This window comes from Eikenella longinqua (genome assembly GCF_001648355.1).
Classification (GTDB): Bacteria; Pseudomonadota; Gammaproteobacteria; order Burkholderiales; family Neisseriaceae; genus Eikenella; species Eikenella longinqua.
This window is the reverse complement of record NZ_LXSL01000020.1, coordinates 51,765-74,757: the sequence shown is the minus strand read 5'-3', so window position 1 is coordinate 74,757 and position 22,993 is coordinate 51,765. Positions and strand designations below refer to the sequence as shown.

General features: G+C 60.0%; 18 protein-coding genes. 11 read left to right on the top strand and 7 right to left on the bottom strand.

All coding sequences use genetic code 11. The annotated features are described in order from the left end of the window. Nucleotides 1-214 precede the first annotated feature (214 nt). The 3 genes from A7P95_RS06095 to A7P95_RS06085 form a co-directional block, all read right to left on the bottom strand. A complete protein-coding gene (locus A7P95_RS06095) occupies nucleotides 215-1,396 on the bottom strand; it encodes an SGNH/GDSL hydrolase family protein (RefSeq protein WP_067592676.1) in 1,182 nt (393 codons plus the stop codon). Between the two features lie 93 nt (nucleotides 1,397-1,489). Further along, on the bottom strand, nucleotides 1,490-2,551 hold the full coding sequence (locus A7P95_RS06090; protein ID WP_067592739.1) for an SGNH/GDSL hydrolase family protein: 1,062 nt from the start codon (nucleotides 2,549-2,551) through the stop codon (nucleotides 1,490-1,492). Between the two features lie 462 nt (nucleotides 2,552-3,013). After that, the gene (locus A7P95_RS06085) at nucleotides 3,014-4,450 is read right to left on the bottom strand and encodes an MBOAT family O-acyltransferase (protein ID WP_067592672.1); all 1,437 of its coding nucleotides are present in this window, start codon (nucleotides 4,448-4,450) and stop codon (nucleotides 3,014-3,016) included. 339 nt (nucleotides 4,451-4,789) lie between these two features. Between A7P95_RS06085 and brnQ the strand changes: the two genes are divergently transcribed. The 3 genes from brnQ (at nucleotide 4,790) to mutL (ending at nucleotide 9,720) form a co-directional block, all read left to right on the top strand. Further along, entirely contained in the window at nucleotides 4,790-6,130 is a 1,341-nt protein-coding gene (gene brnQ / locus A7P95_RS06080) for a branched-chain amino acid transport system II carrier protein (protein ID WP_067592670.1), read from the top strand. 379 nt (nucleotides 6,131-6,509) lie between these two features. Beyond that, nucleotides 6,510-7,613: a chorismate synthase gene (aroC, locus tag A7P95_RS06070; protein ID WP_067592663.1), complete on the top strand. Its 1,104-nt coding sequence runs from the start codon at nucleotides 6,510-6,512 to the stop codon at nucleotides 7,611-7,613. Between the two features lie 211 nt (nucleotides 7,614-7,824). Continuing rightward, a complete protein-coding gene (gene mutL, locus A7P95_RS06065) occupies nucleotides 7,825-9,720 on the top strand; it encodes a DNA mismatch repair endonuclease MutL (protein WP_067592660.1) in 1,896 nt (631 codons plus the stop codon). 180 nt (nucleotides 9,721-9,900) lie between these two features. Here mutL and A7P95_RS06060 read toward each other — a convergent pair whose 3' ends face one another. The 3 genes from A7P95_RS06060 to clpS form a co-directional block, all read right to left on the bottom strand. Next, complete coding sequence (locus tag A7P95_RS06060; RefSeq protein WP_067592657.1) at nucleotides 9,901-10,542, bottom strand: hypothetical protein; 642 nt, start codon at nucleotides 10,540-10,542, stop codon at nucleotides 9,901-9,903. A gap of 103 nt (nucleotides 10,543-10,645) precedes the next feature. Next, the gene (gene clpA / locus A7P95_RS06055; RefSeq protein WP_067592654.1) at nucleotides 10,646-12,946 is read right to left on the bottom strand and encodes an ATP-dependent Clp protease ATP-binding subunit ClpA; all 2,301 of its coding nucleotides are present in this window, start codon (nucleotides 12,944-12,946) and stop codon (nucleotides 10,646-10,648) included. 2 nt (nucleotides 12,947-12,948) lie between these two features. Continuing rightward, the gene (clpS, locus tag A7P95_RS06050) at nucleotides 12,949-13,254 is read right to left on the bottom strand and encodes an ATP-dependent Clp protease adapter ClpS (RefSeq protein ID WP_067592651.1); all 306 of its coding nucleotides are present in this window, start codon (nucleotides 13,252-13,254) and stop codon (nucleotides 12,949-12,951) included. Nucleotides 13,255-13,614: 360 nt separating this feature from the next. Here clpS and A7P95_RS06045 point away from each other — a divergent pair, with 360 nt between their 5' ends. The 8 genes from A7P95_RS06045 to A7P95_RS11640 all read left to right on the top strand — a co-directional run bounded on the left by A7P95_RS06045 (nucleotide 13,615) and on the right by A7P95_RS11640 (nucleotide 22,096). Further along, nucleotides 13,615-13,818 carry a cold-shock protein gene (locus tag A7P95_RS06045; RefSeq protein WP_003822547.1) on the top strand — a complete coding sequence of 68 codons (204 nt, stop codon included), beginning with the start codon at nucleotides 13,615-13,617 and terminating at the stop codon, nucleotides 13,816-13,818. 231 nt (nucleotides 13,819-14,049) lie between these two features. Next, entirely contained in the window at nucleotides 14,050-15,519 is a 1,470-nt protein-coding gene (locus A7P95_RS06040) for a DegQ family serine endoprotease (RefSeq protein WP_067592649.1), read from the top strand. 117 nt (nucleotides 15,520-15,636) lie between these two features. Next, nucleotides 15,637-17,577 carry an ATP-binding cassette domain-containing protein gene (locus A7P95_RS06035; protein WP_067592647.1) on the top strand — a complete coding sequence of 647 codons (1,941 nt, stop codon included), beginning with the start codon at nucleotides 15,637-15,639 and terminating at the stop codon, nucleotides 17,575-17,577. Nucleotide 17,578: 1 nt separating this feature from the next. Further along, nucleotides 17,579-18,094, top strand: a complete 516-nt coding sequence (locus A7P95_RS06030; RefSeq protein WP_067592644.1) for a hypothetical protein — start codon at nucleotides 17,579-17,581, stop codon at nucleotides 18,092-18,094. Nucleotides 18,095-18,189: 95 nt separating this feature from the next. Next, nucleotides 18,190-19,266 carry a peptide chain release factor 1 gene (gene prfA, locus A7P95_RS06025; protein WP_067592641.1) on the top strand — a complete coding sequence of 359 codons (1,077 nt, stop codon included), beginning with the start codon at nucleotides 18,190-18,192 and terminating at the stop codon, nucleotides 19,264-19,266. A 129-nt stretch (nucleotides 19,267-19,395) separates the two neighbouring features. Continuing rightward, entirely contained in the window at nucleotides 19,396-20,130 is a 735-nt protein-coding gene (locus A7P95_RS06020) for a tetratricopeptide repeat protein (protein WP_082890748.1), read from the top strand. A 116-nt stretch (nucleotides 20,131-20,246) separates the two neighbouring features. Beyond that, nucleotides 20,247-21,218, top strand: a complete 972-nt coding sequence (gene rfaE1 / locus A7P95_RS06015) for a D-glycero-beta-D-manno-heptose-7-phosphate kinase (RefSeq protein WP_067592635.1) — start codon at nucleotides 20,247-20,249, stop codon at nucleotides 21,216-21,218. Nucleotides 21,219-21,415: 197 nt separating this feature from the next. Beyond that, complete coding sequence (locus tag A7P95_RS11640) at nucleotides 21,416-22,096, top strand: hypothetical protein (protein WP_156503523.1); 681 nt, start codon at nucleotides 21,416-21,418, stop codon at nucleotides 22,094-22,096. A 114-nt stretch (nucleotides 22,097-22,210) separates the two neighbouring features. On the opposite strand, the gene A7P95_RS06005 is transcribed toward A7P95_RS11640, so the two are convergent. Next, nucleotides 22,211-22,987, bottom strand: a complete 777-nt coding sequence (locus A7P95_RS06005) for a ferredoxin--NADP reductase (protein ID WP_067592629.1) — start codon at nucleotides 22,985-22,987, stop codon at nucleotides 22,211-22,213. Nucleotides 22,988-22,993: the final 6 nt, after the last annotated feature.

The following is a 22,993-nucleotide window of genomic DNA, read 5'->3' as shown; positions in this document are numbered from 1 at the left end:
GGTGTCCTGTGATTCGGGATGGTGTTTTAGCTTCGCAGAAACTCACTCCGTTCGTTTTCAGGTAGCCTTTTGTGTGTTTGAGGCTACCTGAAAAATAAAGCCTGCCGGTTTTGGTTTGGTTTAGCAACAACCTAGCCTTCTTCCGAAAGCTGGTTTTCAGGTAGCCTGCTGTGTGAGGCTACCTGAAAACGCAAACCAAGCCTATTGAAGTAGGCTATTTGTTGGCCAGCTTGATGATGTCGTCGGCCAGCTGCGAGGCGGCGGTTTGGTAACCTTGGGCGGAGAAGTGCACGCCGTCGCGGGCGCCCAGGCCGCGCGCCACCCAGCCTTTCATGCTGCACGGCCCGCCCATGGCGGCCTGCCACGACCAATACAGGGTTTGCTCCTGCTGCGCCACGTCGCGCTGCATCTGCTGCACGGCATCCAGATAGGGTGGGCGCTGGCCGCATTGGCCGTGCTTGGATTTGAGCGATTCGGGCGCGCCGATAATCAAAATGCCGGCGCCGGGCAGGGCTTCTCGGATACGACCGACGGTTTCCGCCCAAATGCGTTTGGTTTGCGCCACATCCAGATGGCTGTTGAAGGCTTCGTTGGTGCCGTAGGCGAGAATCACCAAATCGGCCTGCGTGGCCGACAAATCCTGCATCCAGTCGGCGCGCCAGCTGCCCCATTGCGACAACTGCGAGCCGTTGATGCCCATCGCCGACACAATCACGCCGGGGCGGTCGTTTTCGATATTAATGTGGCCGATTTCCCAAATGTCGCCGGGCTGCGAGCGGTAGCTCAGGGGCAGCTGGGCGGTGAAGGAGAAATACTGCCAGGCGTTGCTGCCGAGGTTGGGCAGCGAGGCCACTTGGCGGCCTTGCGCGTCTTGCACGCTCAGGGCGTTGTCGGCAAACACCGGGCGGGCGATGATGGTAACCTGCTGGGCTTCGCCGATCGGCTTACGCGGGTTGACCGTGGTGTGGCCGCCGCCGGAGGAGCGGTTCAAAATGCCGCCCAGCGGGAATTCGGCGCGGGCGTTGCGGCTGCTCAGCACCTGCCAGCCGCTGCTGCTGTGCAGCACTTGGGCGTTGCGCTGGCCGGCCACGTTGTTGGGATACACCCAGCCGATGCCGCCGTCGCCCCACTGCTGTTGCAGGCGGGTGCGCAATTCGTTGGTGAAATAGTCGCCGGCGGTGTGGGAATCGCCGATTTGCACGATGCGGAATTTCACGTTGCCGCCGCGGTTGAGGCGTTGCAGCTTGTCGAGCCACACGGGCTGCCAGCTGCCGTAGTTGGTGAGCTCGGCTTTTTCAGGGGTGCCTTGAGCGGCGGTTTCGGCACCGCAGGCCTGGCAGGCAAACAAACAAACGGCCATCAAGGCCAGCTTGCGGCCTTCTTTAAACAAAAACATCGGTCTTACTGTCCTTCAATCTTGCTGGGCGGCAAATCGGCTTTCCCTTGCGTGGCTTGCCAAGCCCGTGGCGGGAGATGCCTGTTTGCCGGTTTACTTCCCGCGCGCTGCCATGGTTTCGGAAGCGGCGGCCGGAACGCCCGGCTCGTGGGCAGATGCGGGCCGGTAGTAGATACGGCTGGCAATCTGTTCGGCCAGGAATTGTTGTCCCTTTATGGTGAAATGAATACCGTCTTTGCTGCGCAGGCGGACGGTTTGCCCGTTTATGGTGATGCTGTCGCGGTATTGCCCGTCTTCGCCGCCCATGATTTTGTCGGTGGGCAGCCAGATGGATTTGCCGGCCAGCTCACTGGCGAACAGTTCGTCCAGATAGCGCATTTGGGCATTGAGGCGGCGGTTTTTCATCAGCGGCACGCCCATCCAGATGAGGCGGACGTTGGCTGCCTTGGCCGCGCCTGCAATGCGCTCGATGCGCTGCCGGTATTCCTGTTCCCATTCCGGGCTTTGGAATTTCAGGTAGCCTCGGGTGCCGGGCTGGGGATTGGGGAAATCCCAGGGGTCGTTTGGCCCTAAAAACACCACCAGCAACCTGATTTTTTGGTCTTCCCGCAAGGTTTTTTCTATGGTGGCCGGCCAGTCGAAGAAGCTGGGGTAAGACAGGCCGGTGCTTTGGCGGCTGAGGTTGATGGAATCGATGCCGTATTCGCTGCTCAACCAGCGCTGCACATGCGGCGCCACGCCTTCCATCATGGAATCGCCGGCGAAGAATACTTTGTCTCCGGCGGTGAGCTGCACGCGGTCGGGCTGGGCTTGCGCCAAAGCTGCGCCGCCGTGCGCCGGATCGGAAGCGGCGGCAGGCTGGCTGGCGGCAGGCGCTACCGTATCGGGCGACGGCAGGGCTGCGGCCTGGTTTGGCGCGGCGTGTTGCTCGCGCCAGCTTTCGTTGCGCACTTCCAGCCAACCGACGGCGTTTTCGTGCTGCCGCAGCGATGCCTGCTGCCAGCGGCTGCCGGCCCGCCACCAGCCGTAGTCGTTTAGTTTTTCCAGCGGGCTGGCGCGGTGGTAGGTTTGCTGCCAATAGGCATTGATGGAATCTTGGCTGAACCACACGGTGAGCAGGCCGGTAAGCAGCAGCGCCAAATACAGCCGCCACACCGGCGAGGGGGCGGGTTTGCTCAGGCTGGCGGGCTTGAAGGCAGGCTGGGTTTCTTTGGCCGGCCGGCGCTTGGGCGTTTGCTTTGCCGCTTTGGGTTTAGGTTGGTGTTTGGCGGCCTGTGCTGCTCTAGAGGCTACCTGAAAACGGATGCCGTGTTTTTTTGCGGAATCGGCACCTTTCGGCGGCTGTTTGGCCTTCGCTTCGGCCGGCTCCGCCTTGGCCGGCGCAGCAGCCGTTTCCTGCTCGGGCTCGGGCAAATCCAGCGGCAGCTGTTTGTCGGCCTCCGCTTTGCGGCGGGCGGCTTGTTCTTTGTATTTGTGTTTTCGCGCTCTGCGTTTGGCTTGGTTGGGCTTCATGGCTCAATCGCTTTGTTTTATCGTGAATTCATTTCAAACCAAGACTACTTTGTCTCGCCTTATCCCGATTGAAACCGAATCCGCTATTGTTATTTATTTTAGTTGTTAAAAGTTGGCATAAATAAACCCGGGAATACCCGAGGGGGCAAACACCATCAGCAGCCACATGGCCGCGCCCATCGGCAGCGGCCACGCCCACATCGGCAGCCGCTCCAGCAGGGAAACGAAGCCGTTAAACAGGCGCGCTAGCGCGCCGTAGCACAGCAGCGCAAGCACCATCGCGCCCAACACCAGCAGCGTTTCCAAATCCGGCATACCGCTGCCGCCCCTGCCCAACAGCGATTGGAACATCAGCCCGGCATCGCTCAGGCTAGGCGTGCGGAACACCACGAAGGCGAGGCAGACGAAGTTGACGGTAAAAAACACGCCCACGGCCTTGCCCAGCCTCGACGAACCGGACAGCCATTCGCGCTTGCCCAGCAGTTTGTCGCCGATATTCAAGCCCACCAGCACCGCGCCGTGCAGCGCGCCCCACAGCAGGAAGTTCCAGCCATGGCCGTGCCAGATACCGGAAAGCAGCATGGCCGCCATCAGGTTGAGCTGGGTGCGCAGCCAGCCTTTACGGCTGCCGCCCAGCGGGATGTAGATATAGTCGCGGATCCAGGTGGAGAGCGTGATGTGCCAGCGGTCCCAGAAATCGCGCAGGTTGAACGCGCGCAGCGGCATGGCGAAGTTTTGCGGCAAATTGAAGCCCAGCAGCATGGCCATGCCCACCACCAAATCGGTGTAGCCGGAAAAATCCAAAAACAGCTGCACTGTGTAGCCATATACCGCGGTGAGCACGGTGAGCCAATCATACTGCATCGGGTTTTCAAACACCGGATCCACCCAGTTGCCGCCGAGCACGCCGGCCAGCCACCATTTTTTGCAGATGCCCAGCACAATCAGGCCGATGGCCAGCGCGGGGCGGATCATGGCGCGCGGCGTTTCGGCGCGGATTTGCGCGGCCATGCCCTCGTGCGTGCCGTGGATGCTTTTGAGCTTGCCGGCGCGGGCAATCGGCCCGGAAGTGATGGTGGGGAAAAAGCTGAAATACAGCAGCAGCTCGCGCCATTTGAGCCGCACATCTTCATTGCGGTACACCGACACCAGATAAGCAATGCCTTGGAAGGTGTAATAAGAAATGCCCAGCGGCATCAGGATATCCAGCGCCGGGTCGTGCAGCCCGCGCTGCAAATACGGCAGACAGAAATCCGAATATTTGAAAAACGACAGGTTCAGCACCGCCAGCACCACCCCGGCCGCCAGCCAGCGCCGTCGCGCCGCCTGCCCCCTGCCCTGCGAGATGCCGGAGGCAATCACCGCCACGCCCAGCGAAAACGCCGCCACCGCCGCCGCAAAACTCCAATGCAGATAGCCCAGCCAGCCCAGGCCGGTGAGCAGCAGCAGCCAGTTCTGCCAGCGCGGGCGTTTGGCCAACAGCCAGTAAACCGGAAAGAAGCAGAGGAAAAAAACGGCAAATTCGATAGACAGCAACGGCATAAAATCAAGGCGGTAAGGAAAGGGTTAATCCGTGCAGCGAAAGTGCGGGATTATACTGTTTCCCGCCGCAGGGATAAAGCGCTTTACACGCCGGCCCGTTCCCCAAAGAGGCTACCTGAAAACCTGTTTTGCCCATCTGCCAAACCGGCCTCCCCGTTTTTCAGGTAGCCTTCATGGCCGCACGGGCAGGCTGCCTGAAAGCGCCGGTTGCCGCGAAATATTAGCACGCCATCCCGCGCCCGCCCTGTATCTTTCCCAAGCAATTCGGTATCATAGCGCCTTTTTCGCGCGGCAGGCCACGCACCGTGCCGCCACAGGCAGATATAGAGAAACCCCAAAATGAACAAAAACACCTTCGTTATCGGCTTCATGCTGTTCGCCATCTTTTTCGGCGCCGGCAACCTCATCTTCCCGCCCACGCTCGGCCTCAACAGCGGCCCCGAATTCTGGCGCACCCTCGCCGGCTTCGTGATTACCGGCGTCGGCCTGCCGCTCTTGGGCATCGTGGTGAGCGCCTTCTACCAAAACGGCTACAAAACCGCGCTCAACCGCATCCACCCCTGGTTTTCCGTGCTCTTCCTGATGGCCATCTACCTCACCATCGGCCCCTTCTTCGCCATCCCGCGCACCGGCGCCACCTCCTACGAAATGGCCATCCTGCCCTTCATCGGCGAAGCCGGCGCCGGCTCACTGCTCGCCTTCACCGTGGTTTACTACGCGCTCACCCTGTGGCTGAGCCTGAACCCCTCCAAAATGGTGGAACGCATCGGCGCCATCCTCACCCCCGCCCTGCTGGTTTCCATCCTCGCCCTCATCGGCAAATCCATGTGGTGGCTGTTCGGCAGCGCGCCCACCCTGCACACGGTCAACTTCGGCGGCCAATCCGCCTTTCTGAGCGGCTTCATCGGCGGCTACCAAACCATGGACGTGCTCGCCTCCGTGGCCTTCTCCGTGATTGTGATCAACGCCATCAAAGCCAAAATGCCCGCCGGGCAGCGCGACAACAAAATAGTGGTAAAACAAACCTTTGTGGCCGGCATCATCGCCGCCGCTTCACTGGCCGTGATTTATGTCGGCCTCGCCTGGGTGTGCAACCGCCTGCCCGTGCCCGAGCAAACCCTGACCGACTTGGCCGCCAAAAACCAAGACATCGGCTCCTTCCTGCTCACCACCGCCGCCTACGAAACCTTCGGCAGCTTCGGCCGCATCCTGTTCGGCACCATCGTTACCCTCGCCTGCCTCACCACTTCCGTGGGCCTGGTTACCGCCGTGGGCGAATTTTTCTACGGCCTGTTCCCGCGCATCAGCTACCGCGCCTATGTGGTGTCGCTCACGCTGGTGAGCTTTATCCTGGCCAATCAGGGCTTAAGTGCGGTAATCAGCAAATCCGTGCCCGTGCTGATGGTGCTCTACCCCATCGCCATGACCATCCTGCTGCTGCTCCTGATTGACAACTTCGTCCGCCCGCTGCCCGTGCTGTCGCACCGCCTCGCCGCCGGGCTGGTTACCATCATCTCCATCCTCTCCGTGGCCGGCGCCGAATTTATCAAACAACTGCCGCTGCAAGCCTTCTCGCTCGAATGGCTGCCCTTCGCCCTGGCCGGCATCCTCATTGGCTGCGCCGGCGGCTTGGCAGGCAAACCGGCTGCCGATAGCGAAAGGCCTGATGCCAACGCATAAAGATGTGGAAGCATAAAAAGGCTACCTGAAAAACAATGCCGCATTTTTCAGGTAGCCTTTTGCCGTTTAAGCACAGCGGTTCTAATATTTTCAGCTAGCTCCCTCAACCATCCCCGCCATCAGGCTACCTGAAAGCGTTAGCTTCAACGAAGTTAAAATGAGCAACGCGAATTTCTGCGAAGCTAAAACCTCAACTTCAGCGCAGCCAAAACCAAAGCCCAACGCGGCAAACACCAGCAAAACCAATTTCGCCCACGCCCGCCTGCCCTTGCCCAAGGCCGTCTTCCGCCAAGCGCCACATCATTTTTCAGGTAGCCCCTTATCCCCACCCCCTTTGTGCTACACTTACCCCCATTTTCCACACAATCAAACACCCATCATGCCCGGCAACTCCTTCGGACAACTTTTCCGCATCGCCACCTTCGGCGAAAGCCACGGCGCCGGCATCGGCTGCATCATCGACGGCTGCCCGCCCAGCCTCGCCCTTGCCGAAGCCGACATCCAGCCCGACCTCGACCGCCGCCGCCCCGGCACCAGCCGCCACGTTACCCAGCGCCGCGAAGCCGACCAAGTAGAAATCCTCTCCGGCGTATTCGAAGGCCGCACCACCGGCACACCCATCGCCCTCTTCATCCGCAACACCGACCAGCGCAGCCGCGACTACGGCAACATCGCCCAGCAATTCCGCCCCGGCCACGCCGACTACACCTACTGGCACAAATACGGCACGCGCGACTACCGCGGCGGCGGCCGCAGCTCCGCCCGCGAAACCGCCGCCCGCGTGGCCGCTGGCGCCGTGGCCAAAAAATGGCTGCGAGAGCAGTTCGGCACCGAAATCGTCTGCTGGGTCAGCCAAGTGGGCGAGCGCGAAATCGCCTTCGAAGGCGAAGAATTTATCAGCCAAAACCCCTTCTTCGCCGCCAACCAATCGCAAATCGCCGAGCTCGAAGCCTATATGGATTCCGTGCGCAAATCGCTCGATTCCGTGGGCGCGCGGCTGCACATCGAAGCGCGCAGCGTGCCCGTCGGTCTCGGCGAGCCCGTGTTCGACCGGCTCGATGCCGACATCGCCCACGCCCTGATGAGCATCAACGCCGTGAAAGCCGTATCCATCGGCGACGGCTTCGACGTCGTCTCCCAACGCGGCAGCCTGCACGGCGACGAACTCACACCCCAAGGCTTCGCCAGCAACCACGCCGGCGGCATCCTCGGCGGCATCTCCACCGGCCAAACCATCCGCGCCGACTTCGCCGTGAAACCCACCAGCTCCATCGCCACCCCGCGCCGCAGCATCGACATCCACGGCAATCCCGTCATGCTCGAAACCCACGGCCGCCACGACCCCTGCGTCGGCCTGCGCGCCGCCCCCATCGCCGAAGCCATGCTCGCCCTCGTGCTCATCGACCACGCCCTGCGCCACCGCGCGCAAAACGCCGACGTGCGCGTGGATACGCCCGATATCGCCAAACTGCAAGGCGGTTAAACCAAAGGCTACCTGAAAGCGTTAGCTTCAACGAAGCCAAAACGAGCACAGCAAATTTCTGCGAAGCTAAAACGTCGGCTTCAGCAGAGCGGAACCGCAATCCGAACTTTTCAGGTAACCCGAACCGCCAACCAACCCCAGCCCGGACATTCCTGCCCGACACCGCACAAAAGGCTACCTGAAATTTCAGCCAGCCAACCCTGAGACCATCATGCCCCGCATCCACGCCCTGCCCGACCACCTTGTAAACCAAATCGCCGCCGGCGAAGTGGTGGAACGCCCCGCCGCCGCGCTCAAAGAAATCATCGAAAACAGCCTCGACGCTGGCGCCAGCCGCATCCAAATCGAGCTTGCCGGCGGCGGCATCCGCCTCATCCGCGTGGCCGACAACGGCAGCGGCATCCACCCCGAAGACCTCCCCCTCGCCCTCTCCCGCCACGCCACCAGCAAAATCGCCTCCCTGCAAGATTTGGAACACGTGCGCAGCATGGGCTTCCGCGGCGAAGGGCTCGCCAGCATCGCCTCCGTATCCCGCCTCACCCTCACCAGCCGCCAAGAAGGCAGCCCCGCCGCCCGCCAAGTGCGCGCCCGCGACGGCCAAATCGAGCCCGCCGCCCCTGCCGCCCACCACGTCGGCACCAGCGTGGAAGTGGCCGACCTCTTCTTCAACACCCCCGCCCGGCGCAAATTCCTCAAATCCGAAAACACCGAATACGCCCACTGCGCCGCCGTGTTCGACCGCCTCGCCCTCGCCCACCCGCAAGTGGCATTCACCCTTTCCCACAACGGCAAAACCACCGCCAACTACCCCGCCCAAAGCCTGAGCGAACGCATCGCCGCCGTGCTCGGCCAAGATTTTCAGGTAGCCTCACTGCCCGTTGACAGCGGCAGCGGTTCGCTCCGCCTCTCCGGCCTCATCGCCAAGCCCACCTTCTCCCAAGGCCGCAGCAGCCAGCAGTATTGCTTCGTAAACAACCGCTTCGTGCGCGACAAAGTCATGCTGCACGCCGTGAAGCAGGCCTACCGCGACGTACTGCACCAGCAAATCACCCCCGCCTTCGCCCTCTTTCTCGAGCTGCCGCCCGAAATGGTGGATGTCAACGTCCACCCCACCAAAACCGAAATCCGCTTCCGCGACAGCCAAGCCGTACACCAGCTCATTTTCCACACCCTCAACAAAGCCCTCGCCGACACCCGCGCCAGCCAAACCGACAGCGTGAGCAACGCCGGCAGTCTGCTGCAACAGCGGCACAACCAAAGGCTACCTGAAAACGAACTTAGCGAGTTTCGCCAAAACAGGCAAAGCGGTTTTTCAGGTAGCCCGCAGCAACGCCCCGCCGCCTACACCCCCACCCGCGCCCCGCAGCAGCAACGCCTCACCCTGCAAGAAAGCCGCGCCGCTTGGCACACCTACGCCCAGCTCTACCAGCCAAGCAGCCACGACCCCGAGCTCGCCGCCCTCGAGCAAAGCCGCCTCGCCCCCCACGCCGAAGCCGACTCCCCGGCCCCAGAAGCCGCAGAATACCCGCTCGGCTTCGCCATCGCCCAACTGCTCGGCATCTACATCCTCGCCCAAGCCGAAAACAGCCTGCTGCTCATCGACATGCACGCCGCCGCCGAGCGCGTGAACTACGAAAAAATGAAAGCCCAGCGCCAAAGCCACGGCAGCCTGCGCAGCCAGCAGCTGCTCATCCCCGTGAGCTTCGAAGCCGGCCACGAAGAAATGGCCGCCCTGGCCGAACACGCCGACCTGCTGCGCCAATACGGCCTCGACTGCACCCCCCTCGGCAGCCACAGCATCGCCGTGCGCGCCGTGCCGCAGATGCTCGGTAAAGCCGACATCCCCGAGCTTGCCCGCAGCATGCTGCGCGAAGCCGCCCACACCGGCAGCATCCAAACTGTGGAAGCGCGCGAAAACCGCATCCTCAGCACCATGGCCTGCCACGGCTCCGTGCGCGCCGGCCGCCGCCTCACCCTGCCCGAAATGAACGCCCTCCTGCGCGACATGGAAAACACCCCCCGCAGCAACCAATGCAACCACGGCCGCCCCACCTGGGTCAAACTCTCCCTTGCCGATCTGGATGCCCTGTTCCTGCGCGGCCAGTAGCCAAGCCGCCACCAGTTGGGCAGGCAAAAAAAGGCTGCCTGAAAGCATCAGCTTCAGGCAGCCTTATTCATGCACAACAACATATCGTGCCATTACGTTTTTCAGGTAGCCCCTATCCAGCAAGAGGCTACCTGAAAAAGTAAGCAGGGGAAAATAGAAACCGGTTTTACCAAAGCAAAATCAAAACACACGCTGTATCAGTGGCCTGAACGACTTGCTTTCCAGCTCACCGAGCCCGTAGATTTTGGCCACACTGCCGTACGGGCGGGTTTGAAACTGGAACTCAAGCCTGGCATCGCGCCATTGCAGCCCGGAGGAAATATTGGCAACTAGGCAGTCGCCGGTTTGGCGGCTGCAAAACTCCAGCCAAGCGCGGCTGAGTGAAAAAAGTTTTTCATCCCCTTCGTGAGCCGCCCGGATTTTGGATTGGCGGTATTGCGCCATAAGAAACCGGAAAATCGGCAGGATTTTTTCGCGATCGGCGGTACGGTAATGGCCGGATATATCGCCGCCATAAGCCCCTCTTTTCATGTCTTCAACCGTTACCGGAGCTTCCGTCAAGACATCAGGGGGAAACAGCCACATATCCAACACCAGCGAATCGTCTTTTGCCAGACCGTCGGCAAATATAACCAACTCTCTATCTTCTACCAAGGAAGCAGGGACACTAGAGGCTGCCGTAGAAGCCACACTCAATGGCATAGGCGAGCTTACCGCCTGCTGTCCGCTTGCAGCCGCAGCTTCTTGTGCTGGGGTGGATGGCGAACACGCGGCCAGCAAACCAGCTGCCAATATTGCGGCAATATTTAGGTATTTCTTCATACCACCTTCCATATAACCATTTAATTTAATGGCGTTATTATGTTTTCAGGTAGCCTCTTACCGGATAGAGGCTACCTGAAAAATTGTATCGCACCCATCCGCCTCAGCTGCCGGCGTCCACCACTCTGCCGCGTTTGGTTTTGGCGGCGGAGAAGGAGAGCGTCACCTTGTCTCCTTTCGTGTCGTAGCCGATGGTCACTTCGCCACCTTTGCTCAAGCGGCCGAAGAGCAGCTCGTCGGCCAGCACGCGGCGGATTTTGTCTTGAATCAGCCGCTGCATGGGGCGGGCGCCCATTTGCGGGTCGAAGCCCTGCTCGGCCAGATAGCTGCGCAGGCCGGTGGTGAAGTGGGCTTCCACGTTTTTTGCCAAGAGCTGCTGCTCCAGCGCGAGCAGGAATTTGTCGGTTACCTTGGCGATGATTTCGTTATCGAGCGGGGCGAAGGAAATCACGGCGTCGAGGCGGTTGCGGAATTCGGGGGTGAAGGCTTTTTTCAGCGCTTCGCCCTCGTCGCCGCTCATGCGCTGGCGGGTGAAGCCGAGCACGGGGCGGCTGAGGCTTTCGGCGCCGGCATTGGTGGTCATGATGACGATGGTGTTGCGGAAGTCGGTTTTGCGGCCGTTGTTGTCGGTGAGCGTGCCGTAGTCCATGATTTGCAACAAGATATTGTGCACATCCGGGTGGGCTTTTTCGATTTCGTCTAGAAGCAGCACGCAGAAGGGCTGTTTGTTTACGGCTTCGGTGAGCAGGCCGCTCTGCTCGAAACCGACATAGCCGGGCGGTGCGCCGATGAGCCGGGCCACAGCGTGGCGCTCCATGTATTCGGACATATCGAAGCGTTGCAGCGGCACGCCCAGAATATAGGCAAGCTGGCGGGCAACTTCGGTTTTGCCCACGCCGGTAGGGCCGGAAAACAGGAAGCTGCCGATGGGTTTTTCCGTTTGCCCAAGGCCGGAGCGCGACATTTTGATGGCAGCGGCCAGCGCTTCGATGGCGGCATCTTGGCCGAACACCATGTTTTTCAGGTTGCGCTCGAGGTGGCGCAGCACTTCTTTGTCGTCTTTGGATACGGTCTGCTCGGGAATGCGGGCGATTTTGGCCACCACTTCTTCTATCTGCGCGGCTTCAATCACATCGCGCCGTTTGTCGCCGGGCAGGATGCGCTGGGCGGCGGCGGCTTCGTCGATGAGGTCGATGGCTTTGTCGGGCAGGAAGCGGTCGTTCAGGTAGCGCACGGAAAGCTCGGCGGCGGCGCTGAGGGCGTGCTGGGAGAAGCGGATTTTGTGGAAGGATTCGAGCGCGGGTTGCAGGCCTTTGAGGATTTCCACGGTTTCGGCCACACTGGGCTCGGCCACGTCGATTTTCTGGAAGCGGCGGCTGAGGGCGTGGTCTTTAGCGAAGATAGTGCGGTATTCGTCGTAGGTAGTGGCGCCGATGCAGCGCAGGTGGCCTTTGGAAAGGGCGGGCTTGAGCAAGTTGGAAGCATCCATGGTACTGCCGGTGGTGCTGCCCGCGCCGATGATGGTGTGGATTTCGTCGATAAACAGGATGGAATGTTCGATTTTGGCCAGCTCTTTGAGCACGGCTTTGATGCGGGCTTCAAAATCGCCGCGGTATTTGGTGCCGGCCAGGAGCGAGCCCATATCGAGTGCAAACACGGTGGCGCCGGCCAGCGCTTCGGGCACGTCACCGTGTTCCAATCGGTAGGCCAGACCTTCGGCCAGCGCGGTTTTGCCCACGCCGGCCTCGCCCACCAAGAGCGGGTTGTTCTTGCGGCGGCGGCACAGGGTTTGCATGAGGCGTTCCATTTCCATGCCGCGACCCACCAAGGCGTCGATGCGGCCTTCGCGCGCTTCCACGTTTAGGTTCACGGTGTATTTGGCCAGCGCATGGCGGATGGGTTTGTTTTCGCCTTCTTCATCCGGCTCGGCTTCGCCTTCGGCTTTTTCGGTGTCGGCCAGGCGTTCGGGCACGATGCCGTGCGCCACAAAATTCAGAATCTCGCTGCGCCCCACGGCTTGCAGGCCGAGGAAATACACGGCATGGCTGTTTTTTTCCGACATCAGCGCCACCAGCACGTCCACCGGCATCACCTGCCGCTTGCCGGCCGACTGCACGTGCACAATCGCCCGCTGGATCACGCGCTGGAAGCCGAGCGTGGGCTGGGTTTCGCCCGATTCGGGCGAGTCTTCGGGCAGGATGGGCGTGTTTTCCTCGATGCTGATGGCCAGCTGTTCGGCCAGCAGCGGGATGTTCACGCCGCATTCTTTCAGCACGGCGCGCACCTCGTCGCTCTCCTGCATCAGCGAGAGCAGCAGGTGCTCGATGCCGATAAACTCATACCGCTGCGAGCGGGCGTCGGCATAAATCACCTGCAAAATACTTTCCAGTTCTTTCGACAGCATAATCACACCTCCTCAACCGTGCACAGCAGCGGATGGCCTGCCTGCCGGGCCAGGTTTTGCACTTGCTGGTGTTTGGTGTCAGCAATATCTTTCTGATAAACGCCGCACAGTCCTTTGCCTTCGTGATGCACTTGCAGCATCACCGCTTCCGCCAGGTTTTCAGGTAGCCTGAACACATCCACCAGCAGCATGACCACAAAATCCATCGGCGTGTAGTCGTCGTTCAACAAAAACACACCGTATTGCTTGGGTGGCGGCAGCGGCTGCTGGTCGAGCTGCGGCTTCACCGCCTGTTTGGTATCTGACATAATTTTTATTATTCAATAAAATACAGGGCATTTTACACCGATACGCCCGTTTTGCGTTTTCCCCGGCAGCCATCCCGCCGCCAATTAACAGATAATGCCTGCAAATTATATTCAACGATACGGCAGAAAACAAAATCAGGGCAAAAGCTCGTTTTTCTGTCTGTTTTTTGCGATTTTTAACGTTATTATTCAAACATTACTTGACTGTTAAGCCAGCCTGCGCGACACTTACCCCCGCAAGTGCGGCAGGCCGGAATCTTCCGGTTCAGCAGCTGAACTAACCGTTTAACCCAACACAGTCGTTTTCCTGCTTTGCCAACCTGCTTTTTTGATTTTTGTTTTTTAGATAGGATGTTTAGTATGGCAACTGGTACTGTTAAATGGTTTAACGACGCTAAAGGCTTCGGTTTCATTACCCCCGACGAAGGCGGCGAAGATTTGTTCGCCCACTTCTCCGCAATCAACATGAACGGCTTCAAAACCTTGAAAGAAGGCCAGAAAGTTTCTTTCGAAGTAACCACCGGCCCCAAAGGTAAGCAAGCCTCCAACATCCAGCCGGCCTAATCGGCTGTTTCCCGAAGAAAGACAGGTAGCTGCCTGTCTTTTTGCGTTTGCACGGCATGATTTCACATCATTCCCGAAAACAGCCCACCGAAATATTTTTCAGGTAGCCTCTGCCGTCCGGCAGGCTACCTGAAAACGCAAAACCTTGAAATCACAACGCCAAACTGGCTTCAAGCCCGAGCTTGGGCTACAATCCCGCTACCGTTGTTTCCCCCATTTTCATTTCCCATCATGCCGAAACCCGCCGCCCGCCTCCTCCTGCCCATCCTCGCCGCCCTGCTCCTGTTAAACGGATGCGGCCGCGACGATGCTGCCGATTCCGGCGACACCCCCTTCGTGAAAACCGTTAGCGCACCGGCAGGCAGCGGTGCCGCCGATATGCTGCTGCCCGACTTCACCAAACTGGTCGAGCAAGAAGGCGGCACCGTGGTCAATATCCAAGCCAGCCGCAGCGACGAAGCGCAAACCGCCTCCGGCCAAGACGGCTTCGACCAACTGCCGGAAAACGATGCCTTCTCCGAATTTTTCAAACGCCTCCAGCCCAACCAGTCCGACCAAATAGAATCCGACGAAGACGAATACAACTTCGGCTCCGGCTTCCTCATCAGCGCCGATGGCTATATCCTCACCAACACCCACGTGCTCAGCGGCATGAACAACATCAAAGTGATGCTCAACAACCGCCGCGAATACACCGCCCGCCTGGTCGGCTCCGACACGCAAACCGACATCGCCCTTTTGAAAATCGACGCGCAAAACCTGCCCACCGTGAAAATCGGCAATCCCAAAGACCTGCGCGTGGGCGAATGGGTGGCCGCCATCGGCGCACCCTTCGGCTTCGACAACAGCGTCACCTCCGGTATCGTATCCGCCAAAGGCCGCAGCCTGCCCAATGAAAACTACACCCCCTTCATCCAAACCGACGTGGCCATCAACCCTGGCAACTCTGGCGGCCCTTTGTTTAACCTGCGCGGGCAGGTGGTGGGAGTGAACTCGCAGATTTATAGCCAATCGGGCGGTTTCATGGGCATCTCCTTCGCCATCCCGATCGACGTGGCCATGAACGTGGCCGACCAGCTGCGCCGCAACGGCAAAGTGGAGCGCGGCCGCATCGGCGTGGTGATTCAGGAAGTCAACTACGACCTGGCAAAATCCTTCGGCCTCGAAGCCGCCAACGGCGCCCTGATTTCGCAGGTGATTCCCGGAGGCCCCGCCGACAAAGCCGGCCTACAGCCTGGCGACATCGTGCAGAGCGTGAACGGCGAAAGCGTAAAAGCCTCCAGCGACTTGCCTGTGCTCGTGGGCATGATGACGCCCGGCACCCGCCTCACCCTTGGCATCTGGCGCAACGGCCGCCGCGAAGACGTGCAAGTCACCCTCGGCTCCGGCAGCACCAACACCGCCGACAACGCCGCCCGCCCCGGCAGCGAGCGCAAAACCGACAACAGCGCCGGCTTCAGCTCCGAGCTCACCGGCCTGCAACTGCGCAGTCACAGCCAAGGCCTGCTCGTATTGCAAGCCAGCGGCCCCGCCCAGCGTGCTGGCCTGCGCCGCGGCGACATCATCCTCATGGTAAACCGCACCGCCGTAAGCGACGAAAACAGCTTCAGCCAAGCCCTAAACCACGCCGACAGCGCCGTCGCCCTGCTCATCCAGCGCGGCAGCAGCAAGCTCTTCCTGGCCCTCGAGCTCAACCGTTAGCCGTGCACCCGCACAAAGGCTACCTGAAACCCGTTCGCCCGCGCGCAGAACTTTTCAGGTAGCCTTTTTCAGGTAGCCCATCGGCTGCCCAACCTTTTTCCAACACACCAACACAACATGATAGAAATCACCCGCCTCACCCTCCAGCGCGGCCACAAAATCCTGCTCGAACAAGCCACCGCCCGCATCCCCCCCGGCCGCCGCGTCGGCCTCATCGGCAAAAACGGCAGCGGCAAATCCAGCCTTTTCGCCCTCATCAAAGGCGAAATCGGCGCCGACGCCGGCGAAATCCGCCTGCCCCCGCATTGGAAACTCGCCGCCGTCGCCCAAGACACCCCCGCCCTCGACACCAGCGCCTTAGACTACGTATTGCAAGGCGATGCCGAGCTGCAAACTTTTCAGGTAGCCCTCAAAGCAGCCGAAGAGCAAAACAACGGTCACGCCATCGCCGAATACCACGCCAAGCTCGAAGAAATCAACGCCTACACCGCCCCCGCCCGCGCTGCCAAACTGCTCAGCGGGCTCGGTTTTTCCCAAGCCGAACACAGCCGCCCCGTCAAAGCCTTTTCCGGCGGCTGGCGCATGCGCCTCAACCTCGCCCAAGCCCTCATGTGCCGCGCCGACCTCCTCCTGCTCGACGAGCCCACCAACCACCTCGACTTAGAAACCGTCCTCTGGCTGGAAAACCACCTCGCCGCCCTGCCCTGCACCCAAATCATCATCTCCCACGATCGCGACTTCCTCAACGCCGCCACCAACCACACCATCGAGCTCGCCCAACGCCAGCTCCACAGCTACAGCGGCAACTACGACTTCTACCAGCAGCAACGCGCCCAACGCCTCGCCAACCAGCAAGCCGCCTACGTCAAACAGCAAGCCCACATCCAACACCTCCAATCCTTCATCGACCGCTTCAAAGCCAAAGCCACCAAAGCCAAACAAGCCCAAAGCCGCATCAAAGCCCTCGCCAAACTCGAGCTCGTCGCCCCCGCCCACCTCGACAGCAGCTTCAGCTTCAGCTTCCCCCCGCCCGAGCACCTGCCCAACCCCCTGATCAAGCTCGACCAAGTCAGCCTCGGCTACAGCGGCCAAACCATCCTGCGGCAAATCAGCCTCTCCCTCGAAAGCGGCGCCCGCCTCGGCCTGCTCGGCGTTAACGGCAGCGGCAAATCCACCTTCATCAAAGCCCTTTCAGGTAGCCTTGAGCCCCAAAGCGGCCAAATCATCCGCGCCGACAAACTCAAAATCGGCTACTTCGCCCAACACCAGCTCGACACCCTCCGCGCCGACCAAAGCCCCCTCTGGCACATCCAGCGCCTCAGTCCCGAAGCCAAAGAGCAAGACATCCGCAACTTCCTCGGCGGCTTCGACTTCGCCGGCGACATGGCCGTCCAGCCCATCGCCCCCTTCTCCGGCGGCGAAAAAGCCCGCCTCGCCCTGGCCATCATCGTTTGGCAGCAGCCCAACCTCCTCCTGCTCGACGAACCCACCAACCACCTCGACCTCGACATGCGCCACGCCCTCACCCTCGCCCTGCAAAGCTTCCAAGGCGCACTCATCGTCGTCTCCCACGACCGCAGCCTGCTCGAAGCCACCACCGACAGCTTCCTGCTCATCGACCAAGGCCACCTGAAAACCTTCGAAGGCGACCTCAACGACTACCGCCGCCTGCGCCTTGCCCAAACCAACCCCGAAGCCGCCCCGCCCGCCTCCGCCGCCAGCCAAAACCGCAAAGACGAAAAACGCCTCGCCGCCCAAATCCGCCAACAACGCGCCCAACGCAGCAAACCCATCCAGCAGAAAATCGAACACGCCGAGCAGCTCCTCGCCAAACTTTCCGCCGAACAAGCCGAATGCGAAGCCTTCCTCGCCTCCGAAGAAGCATATAAGGAACACAATAAAGCCAAATTGCACCAATACTTAGCCAAAACAGCCGAAGTCAAAGTACAATTAAGCCAAACAGAAGAAAGCTGGCTCGCCCTGCAAGAAGAACTCGAAGCCGTCTATCAGGCAGTCGAGCAGGAATTCGGCCAGCCATTGCCAGAAAAGGGAAAATAACATGCAGAAATCATCGCTACTTACCATTTTCGCCCTCGCCTGCCTCAGCGCAAGCGCTTCCCCCGTATATAACTGCGGCAACGGCAGCTACAGCAACAAACCCGGCCCCGGCTGCCAACGCGCCGACCTGCCCAGCATCGGCCGCTACACCGCCGCACCCCGCCCGCGTGCCCGCCCCGCCCCGGCGCCCGTGGCCGCCGCACCCGCCCAGCCGCGGGTCAGCGCCGGCAGCCCGCAGGCCGCCGTATACCGCGCCCCCGCGCCCGCCGCACCCGTGGCCGCCGCCCCCTCCGGCCGCACCAACAGCGGCCGCCGCCTGATTCTCGAGCAAGAGCTGGCCAACGAACGCCGCGCCCTGGCCGACGCGCAAAAAGCCCTCACCGAAAGCCGCACCCTGCCCAAAGGCGACCAAGCCGCCTACGCCGCCCACCAAGCCCGCGTGAGCAGCCTGCAAAGCGACGTGCTCGACCGCCAGCAAAACATCCAAGCCCTGCAGCGCGAACTCAGCCGCATGTAGGCCGCAGCGGCAAACACCGCCGCATTTGCTATAATCCTTTTCAGGTAGCCTCTTCCATTGTTTGAGGCTACCTGAAAATTGTTTGAAAGCCCCACATGAAACCCTCCGTTTTAAGCAAACTCCAATCCCTTTCCGAGCGGCTCGAAGAAGTTACCGCCCTGCTCAGCACCCCCGAAGCCACCGCCGATATTTCCCGCTTCCGCCAGCTTAACCAAGAGCACGCCGAGCTCACCCCCGTGGTCGAAGCCTACCGCCAATACCGCCAGGCCGAAAGCGACCTTGCCGACGCCGAAGACATGCTTTCCGACCCCGAAATGAAAGACTTCGCCGCCGAAGAAATCGAAGCCGCCAAAGCCAAAATCAGCAGCCTCGACACCGAGCTGCAAAAGCTCCTGCTGCCCAAAGACGAAGACGACGGCAAAAACATCTTCCTCGAAATCCGCGCCGGCACCGGCGGCGACGAAGCCGCCCTTTTCGCCGCCGACCTCTTGCGCATGTACACCCGCTTTGCCGAACGCAACCGCTGGCAGGTAGAAATCGTTTCCGCCAACGAAAGCGACCTCGGCGGCTACAAAGAAGTCATCGCCCGCATCGCCGGCATCGGCGCCTACGGCCGGCTCAAATTCGAAAGCGGCGGCCACCGCGTGCAGCGCGTGCCCGCCACCGAAAGCCAAGGCCGCATCCACACCTCCGCCTGCACCGTGGCCGTGATGCCCGAAGCCGACGAGCTCGAAGAAATCCAGCTCAACCCCGCCGAGCTGCGCATCGACACCTTCCGCGCCTCCGGCGCCGGCGGCCAGCACATCAACAAAACCGACTCCGCCATCCGCATCACCCACCTGCCCACCGGCATGGTGGTCGAATGTCAAGACGGCCGCAGCCAGCACGCCAACAAAGCCCAAGCCATGAAAGTGCTCGCCGCCCGGCTCAACGACAAACAAAAGCGCGAAGCCCAAGCCAAAGAAGCCGCCGAACGCAAATCCCTCATCGGCAGCGGCGACCGCAGCGAACGCATCCGCACCTACAACTACCCCCAAGGCCGCATCACCGACCACCGCATCAACCTCACCCTGCACAAGCTCGATTTCGTGATGGACGGCGACATGGAAGAAATCACCAACGCCCTGGTGGCTGAACACCAGGCCGAACTGCTGGCCGCCATGGGCGAATAGTTTCCACCCGTTTTCAGGTAGCCTCCTGCCAAGCCAAAGGCTACCTGAAAACCGACAGCACATCATTTTCAGGTAGCCCCACATTGCGAAAACCATCGGGCATACCATCCACCTAACGGACACCCAGCCATGAAACCACACCTGCTCGCCCTAGTCCTCCCCATTTTGCTGCTGGCGCCAAGCGCCCACGCCGCCCCACCCTCGCAAATAGTGCGTGCTGCCCCACCGCCCGCCCAAGCCCAAGCGCCGAGCAGGCTACCTGAAAACATGCAGCGCGAATTGTCGCAGGCCGCCGCCTTAATCCAGCGCCACCAAAGCGCCCAAGCCCTGCCGATGCTAAACCGCCTGGTTGCCCAAGCCGATGCCAAGCTGCGCGCCCACCGCAACGTGCGTGCCGCCGGCAATCAGGCGCACGCCCTCCTGCTGCTGGGCGAAGCCGCCAACCGCAGGCAAGACACAGAAGTCGTATCCGCCGAATGGCTGATGCCGCGTTATCTGCGCGCCTTCGTTTATGTGGAGCAGAGAAACTACGCCGCAGCGGCGGCAGATTTGGATGCCGCCCTGAAAATCGCCCCCTACGAGCCGCAGTTTTTAAGCGAACGCGGGCAAGTGGCCAACGCGCAAAAAGATTTTGCCGCCGCCAACCGCCTGTTTAACCGTTTGCACGAAGCCGCCAAAACGCTGCCCGACCGGGCGCAGACAGTCTATTTCCAAGGCATGGCCTTGCGCGGCCTAGGCTACGCCGCAGTGGAACGCGGCCAATGGCAGGCCGCCGAACGCCACTACCGCCAAGCCCTGCAACTGAACCCGAACGACCAAACCGCCCGAAACGAATTGCGGTTTGTGCAGCAACATCGGCAATAATGTTTGGCCGGTAGGCTGGGTATGCATGCCCGGCACATAATTTTCAGGTAGCCCCAAGCCGCATTCAGGCTACCTGAAACCCCCTCCCACACCGCCCCGCCGCAAAGGATTCCACCATGACCGCCCCCCTGCCCGACCACCTCCCCCGGCTCTTTGCTTCCGCCCGTGTCCTCGTGGTGGGCGACACCATGCTCGACCGCTACTGGTTTGGCGGCGTAGAGCGCATTTCCCCCGAAGCGCCCGTGCCCGTGGCCAAAATCGAGCGCATGGACCAGCGCGCCGGCGGCGCCGGCAACGTGGCCCGCAACATCGCCTCGCTCGGCGGCCAAGTCGGCCTGCTTTCCATCGTCGGGCAAGACGAAGCCGCCCGCGAGCTGGAAAACATCATCCAAAGCAACGGCGTGCAAACCTTCCTCCAGCGCGATCCCGATATCGCCACCACCGTCAAGCTGCGCGTCCTCTCCCGCAACCAGCAGCTCCTGCGCATCGATTTCGAAGAAACCCCCGGCCAACACGTGCTCCGGCAGCTCAACCAGCAATACCGCAGCCTGCTGCCCAGCTACGACGCCGTCATCCTCTCCGACTACGGCAAAGGCTGCCTGCACCAAGTGGCCGACATGATCGACTTTGCCCGCGCCCACCACAAACCCGTGCTCGTCGATCCCAAAGGCGACGACTACGAAAAATACGCCGGCGCCCACCTCATCACCCCCAACCGCAGCGAACTGCGCCAAGTGGTCGGCGCCTGGCGCAACGAAGCCGAGCTTACCGAAAAAGCCGAAGCCCTGCGCCGCCACCTGCAACTGAGCGCCCTGCTGCTCACCCGCAGCGAAGAAGGCATGAGCCTCTACGAGCCCGACCACATCAGCCACCAGCCCACCCGCGCACAGGAAGTGTTCGACGTATCCGGCGCCGGCGACACCGTGATCGCCACCATGGGCCTCGCCTTGGCCGCCAAGCTCAACCTGCGCCAAGCCATGCACATCGCCAACGCCGCCGCCGGCGTGGTCGTGGCCAAGCTCGGCACCGCCGTGTGCAGCCAACAAGAGCTGCAAACCGCCCTGCAGCAAGATCTGGCCGCCCAATAAACCCCACCCGCTCACACAGCAAAAGGCTACCTGAAAAACGAAAACCCGTTTTAACTGCGCTGAAGCTGATGTTTTCAGGTAGCCTTACTTGTACTCCTTAAATAACACATCATCGTTGCAAGCTATCTGTAGCCTGCGCAATACCTGATTGAGCTTATCCCACCTTACTTCAATCATCCTGATAAAAGGAATTTGAGATGGATAAACAGCAACCTTCAACACCTAAGCCTGATCCAACAATCGGGGCTGGTTCTCAACATTCTCCTCATCTAATAAGCCGTCTAAAACGCTTTTCCCCATGGTTGTGGAGCATAGCTATCTTAATAATAATTCCATATATAATAATAAGTTGGGGTTACGGTAGAGCATTAATTCTAGGAAGAATTCAACCATCCTCCTACATAAGTTTTCCTTTAGGGCAAAACAAGCAAGTAACTTTGAATAAAACTTTTTATTTAAAACACCAATACTGTGTTGATATGAATATAGAGTTTATTGATGGAATGAAGAAGGTATTTGGTGAAGACTACGATAAAGGAAATTATATTTTCAATGAGTCCGCCGACAATATACAAAGAAACTTTTCAGGACTAGATAATAATATAAAAACACAAGTTTATAGATTTCAGGTTGTAGCATACAACTCAAACAATATTGAAATAATAAATAAAGAATATACCAACACTAATGAAGTATCTAACGTATGGAGCGGCACCATAACAAATGACAAAAATAAGTCTTATCTTGTTGAATTTGAGTGCTTTACCCTACCTAGAGGAGAATATAAATTTGTCATTACAGATAAAAGCAAACATATCAATGAGTTTAATGAAGTAATAACATCCATTGGAATTAATCCAAATTACGACTTGAAGTAATCCAATATTCGGATTGATGGACATTTGGGTTGGTAAAAAACTCAGGCTACCTGAAAAACGAAAAACCGTTTTCAGGTAGCCTGCTTATTTCTCACAACCAATCGTTATCCAAGATTAAAACGCATTCTCCATCATAATCTGCCCGGGGATGCGGTTGCGGTGCATGGCAAAGCCGAGCTGGAGCAGGGCTTGGAAGGTGTCTTTCACCATGGCCGGGTTGCCGCAGAGCATGAAGCGGCTGCGCTCGGCGGTAAACGGCAAACCGAAGGCGCGGCTGAGGCTGCCGTCTTGCAAAAGCTGCGGCAGGCGGCTGTGCAGCGCGCCGGCCTGCGGCTCGCGGGTGAGCACGGGCACGAAGCGCAGCTTGTGGAAATCCTCGCCCACCAGCGGGTGTTCGGCCAAAGCACGGATGCGTTCGTTGAACACGGCTTCTTCGGCATAGGACACGGAATGCGCCAGCGCCAAGTGCTCGAAGCGCTGCCAAATCTGCGGCTGCTGCAAGATGGAAAGGAAGGGGGCGATGCCGGAGCCGGTGCACAGCATAATCAGGTCCTGCCCGTCGGGGAAACGCTCGGGCAGCAGGAAGCCGGTGGCGGTTTTGTCGAGCAGGATGCGGTCGCCCTCTTGCAGGGCGGCGAATTTGGCCGACATGGGGCCGTCTTCAATCAGCACCACGAAGTATTCCAGCGTGTCGTCGTATTCGGCGGACACCACGGAATAGGCGCGCCAGATGAAGCCGGAATCCTGCGGGAAGCCGAGGCGGGAAAACTGCCCGGCGGCAAAGCGGTATTCGGTGGGTCGGCTGATGGCGAAACTCATCAGTTTCGGCGTGTGCCGTTTCACCCACAATACGGTTTCTTCGGTGTATTTGGGGGCGGGGGATGCGCTCATATGGTT

Excerpts from the sequence above, each read along its gene's own strand:
- A7P95_RS06095 (WP_067592676.1), bottom strand. The coding sequence starts at position 1,396 with ATGTTTTTGTTTAAAGAAGGCCGCAAGCTGGCCTTGATGGCCGTTTGT.
- A7P95_RS06085 (WP_067592672.1), bottom strand. The coding sequence starts at position 4,450 with ATGCCGTTGCTGTCTATCGAATTTGCCGTTTTTTTCCTCTGCTTCTTT.
- brnQ (WP_067592670.1), top strand. The coding sequence starts at position 4,790 with ATGAACAAAAACACCTTCGTTATCGGCTTCATGCTGTTCGCCATCTTT.
- aroC (WP_067592663.1), top strand. The coding sequence starts at position 6,510 with ATGCCCGGCAACTCCTTCGGACAACTTTTCCGCATCGCCACCTTCGGC.
- mutL (WP_067592660.1), top strand. The coding sequence starts at position 7,825 with ATGCCCCGCATCCACGCCCTGCCCGACCACCTTGTAAACCAAATCGCC.
- A7P95_RS06060 (WP_067592657.1), bottom strand. The coding sequence starts at position 10,542 with ATGAAGAAATACCTAAATATTGCCGCAATATTGGCAGCTGGTTTGCTG.
- clpA (WP_067592654.1), bottom strand. The coding sequence starts at position 12,946 with ATGCTGTCGAAAGAACTGGAAAGTATTTTGCAGGTGATTTATGCCGAC.
- clpS (WP_067592651.1), bottom strand. The coding sequence starts at position 13,254 with ATGTCAGATACCAAACAGGCGGTGAAGCCGCAGCTCGACCAGCAGCCG.
- A7P95_RS06045 (WP_003822547.1), top strand. The coding sequence starts at position 13,615 with ATGGCAACTGGTACTGTTAAATGGTTTAACGACGCTAAAGGCTTCGGT.
- A7P95_RS06040 (WP_067592649.1), top strand. The coding sequence starts at position 14,050 with ATGCCGAAACCCGCCGCCCGCCTCCTCCTGCCCATCCTCGCCGCCCTG.
- A7P95_RS06035 (WP_067592647.1), top strand. The coding sequence starts at position 15,637 with ATGATAGAAATCACCCGCCTCACCCTCCAGCGCGGCCACAAAATCCTG.
- A7P95_RS06030 (WP_067592644.1), top strand. The coding sequence starts at position 17,579 with ATGCAGAAATCATCGCTACTTACCATTTTCGCCCTCGCCTGCCTCAGC.
- prfA (WP_067592641.1), top strand. The coding sequence starts at position 18,190 with ATGAAACCCTCCGTTTTAAGCAAACTCCAATCCCTTTCCGAGCGGCTC.
- A7P95_RS06020 (WP_082890748.1), top strand. The coding sequence starts at position 19,396 with ATGAAACCACACCTGCTCGCCCTAGTCCTCCCCATTTTGCTGCTGGCG.
- rfaE1 (WP_067592635.1), top strand. The coding sequence starts at position 20,247 with ATGACCGCCCCCCTGCCCGACCACCTCCCCCGGCTCTTTGCTTCCGCC.
- A7P95_RS11640 (WP_156503523.1), top strand. The coding sequence starts at position 21,416 with ATGGATAAACAGCAACCTTCAACACCTAAGCCTGATCCAACAATCGGG.
- A7P95_RS06005 (WP_067592629.1), bottom strand. The coding sequence starts at position 22,987 with ATGAGCGCATCCCCCGCCCCCAAATACACCGAAGAAACCGTATTGTGG.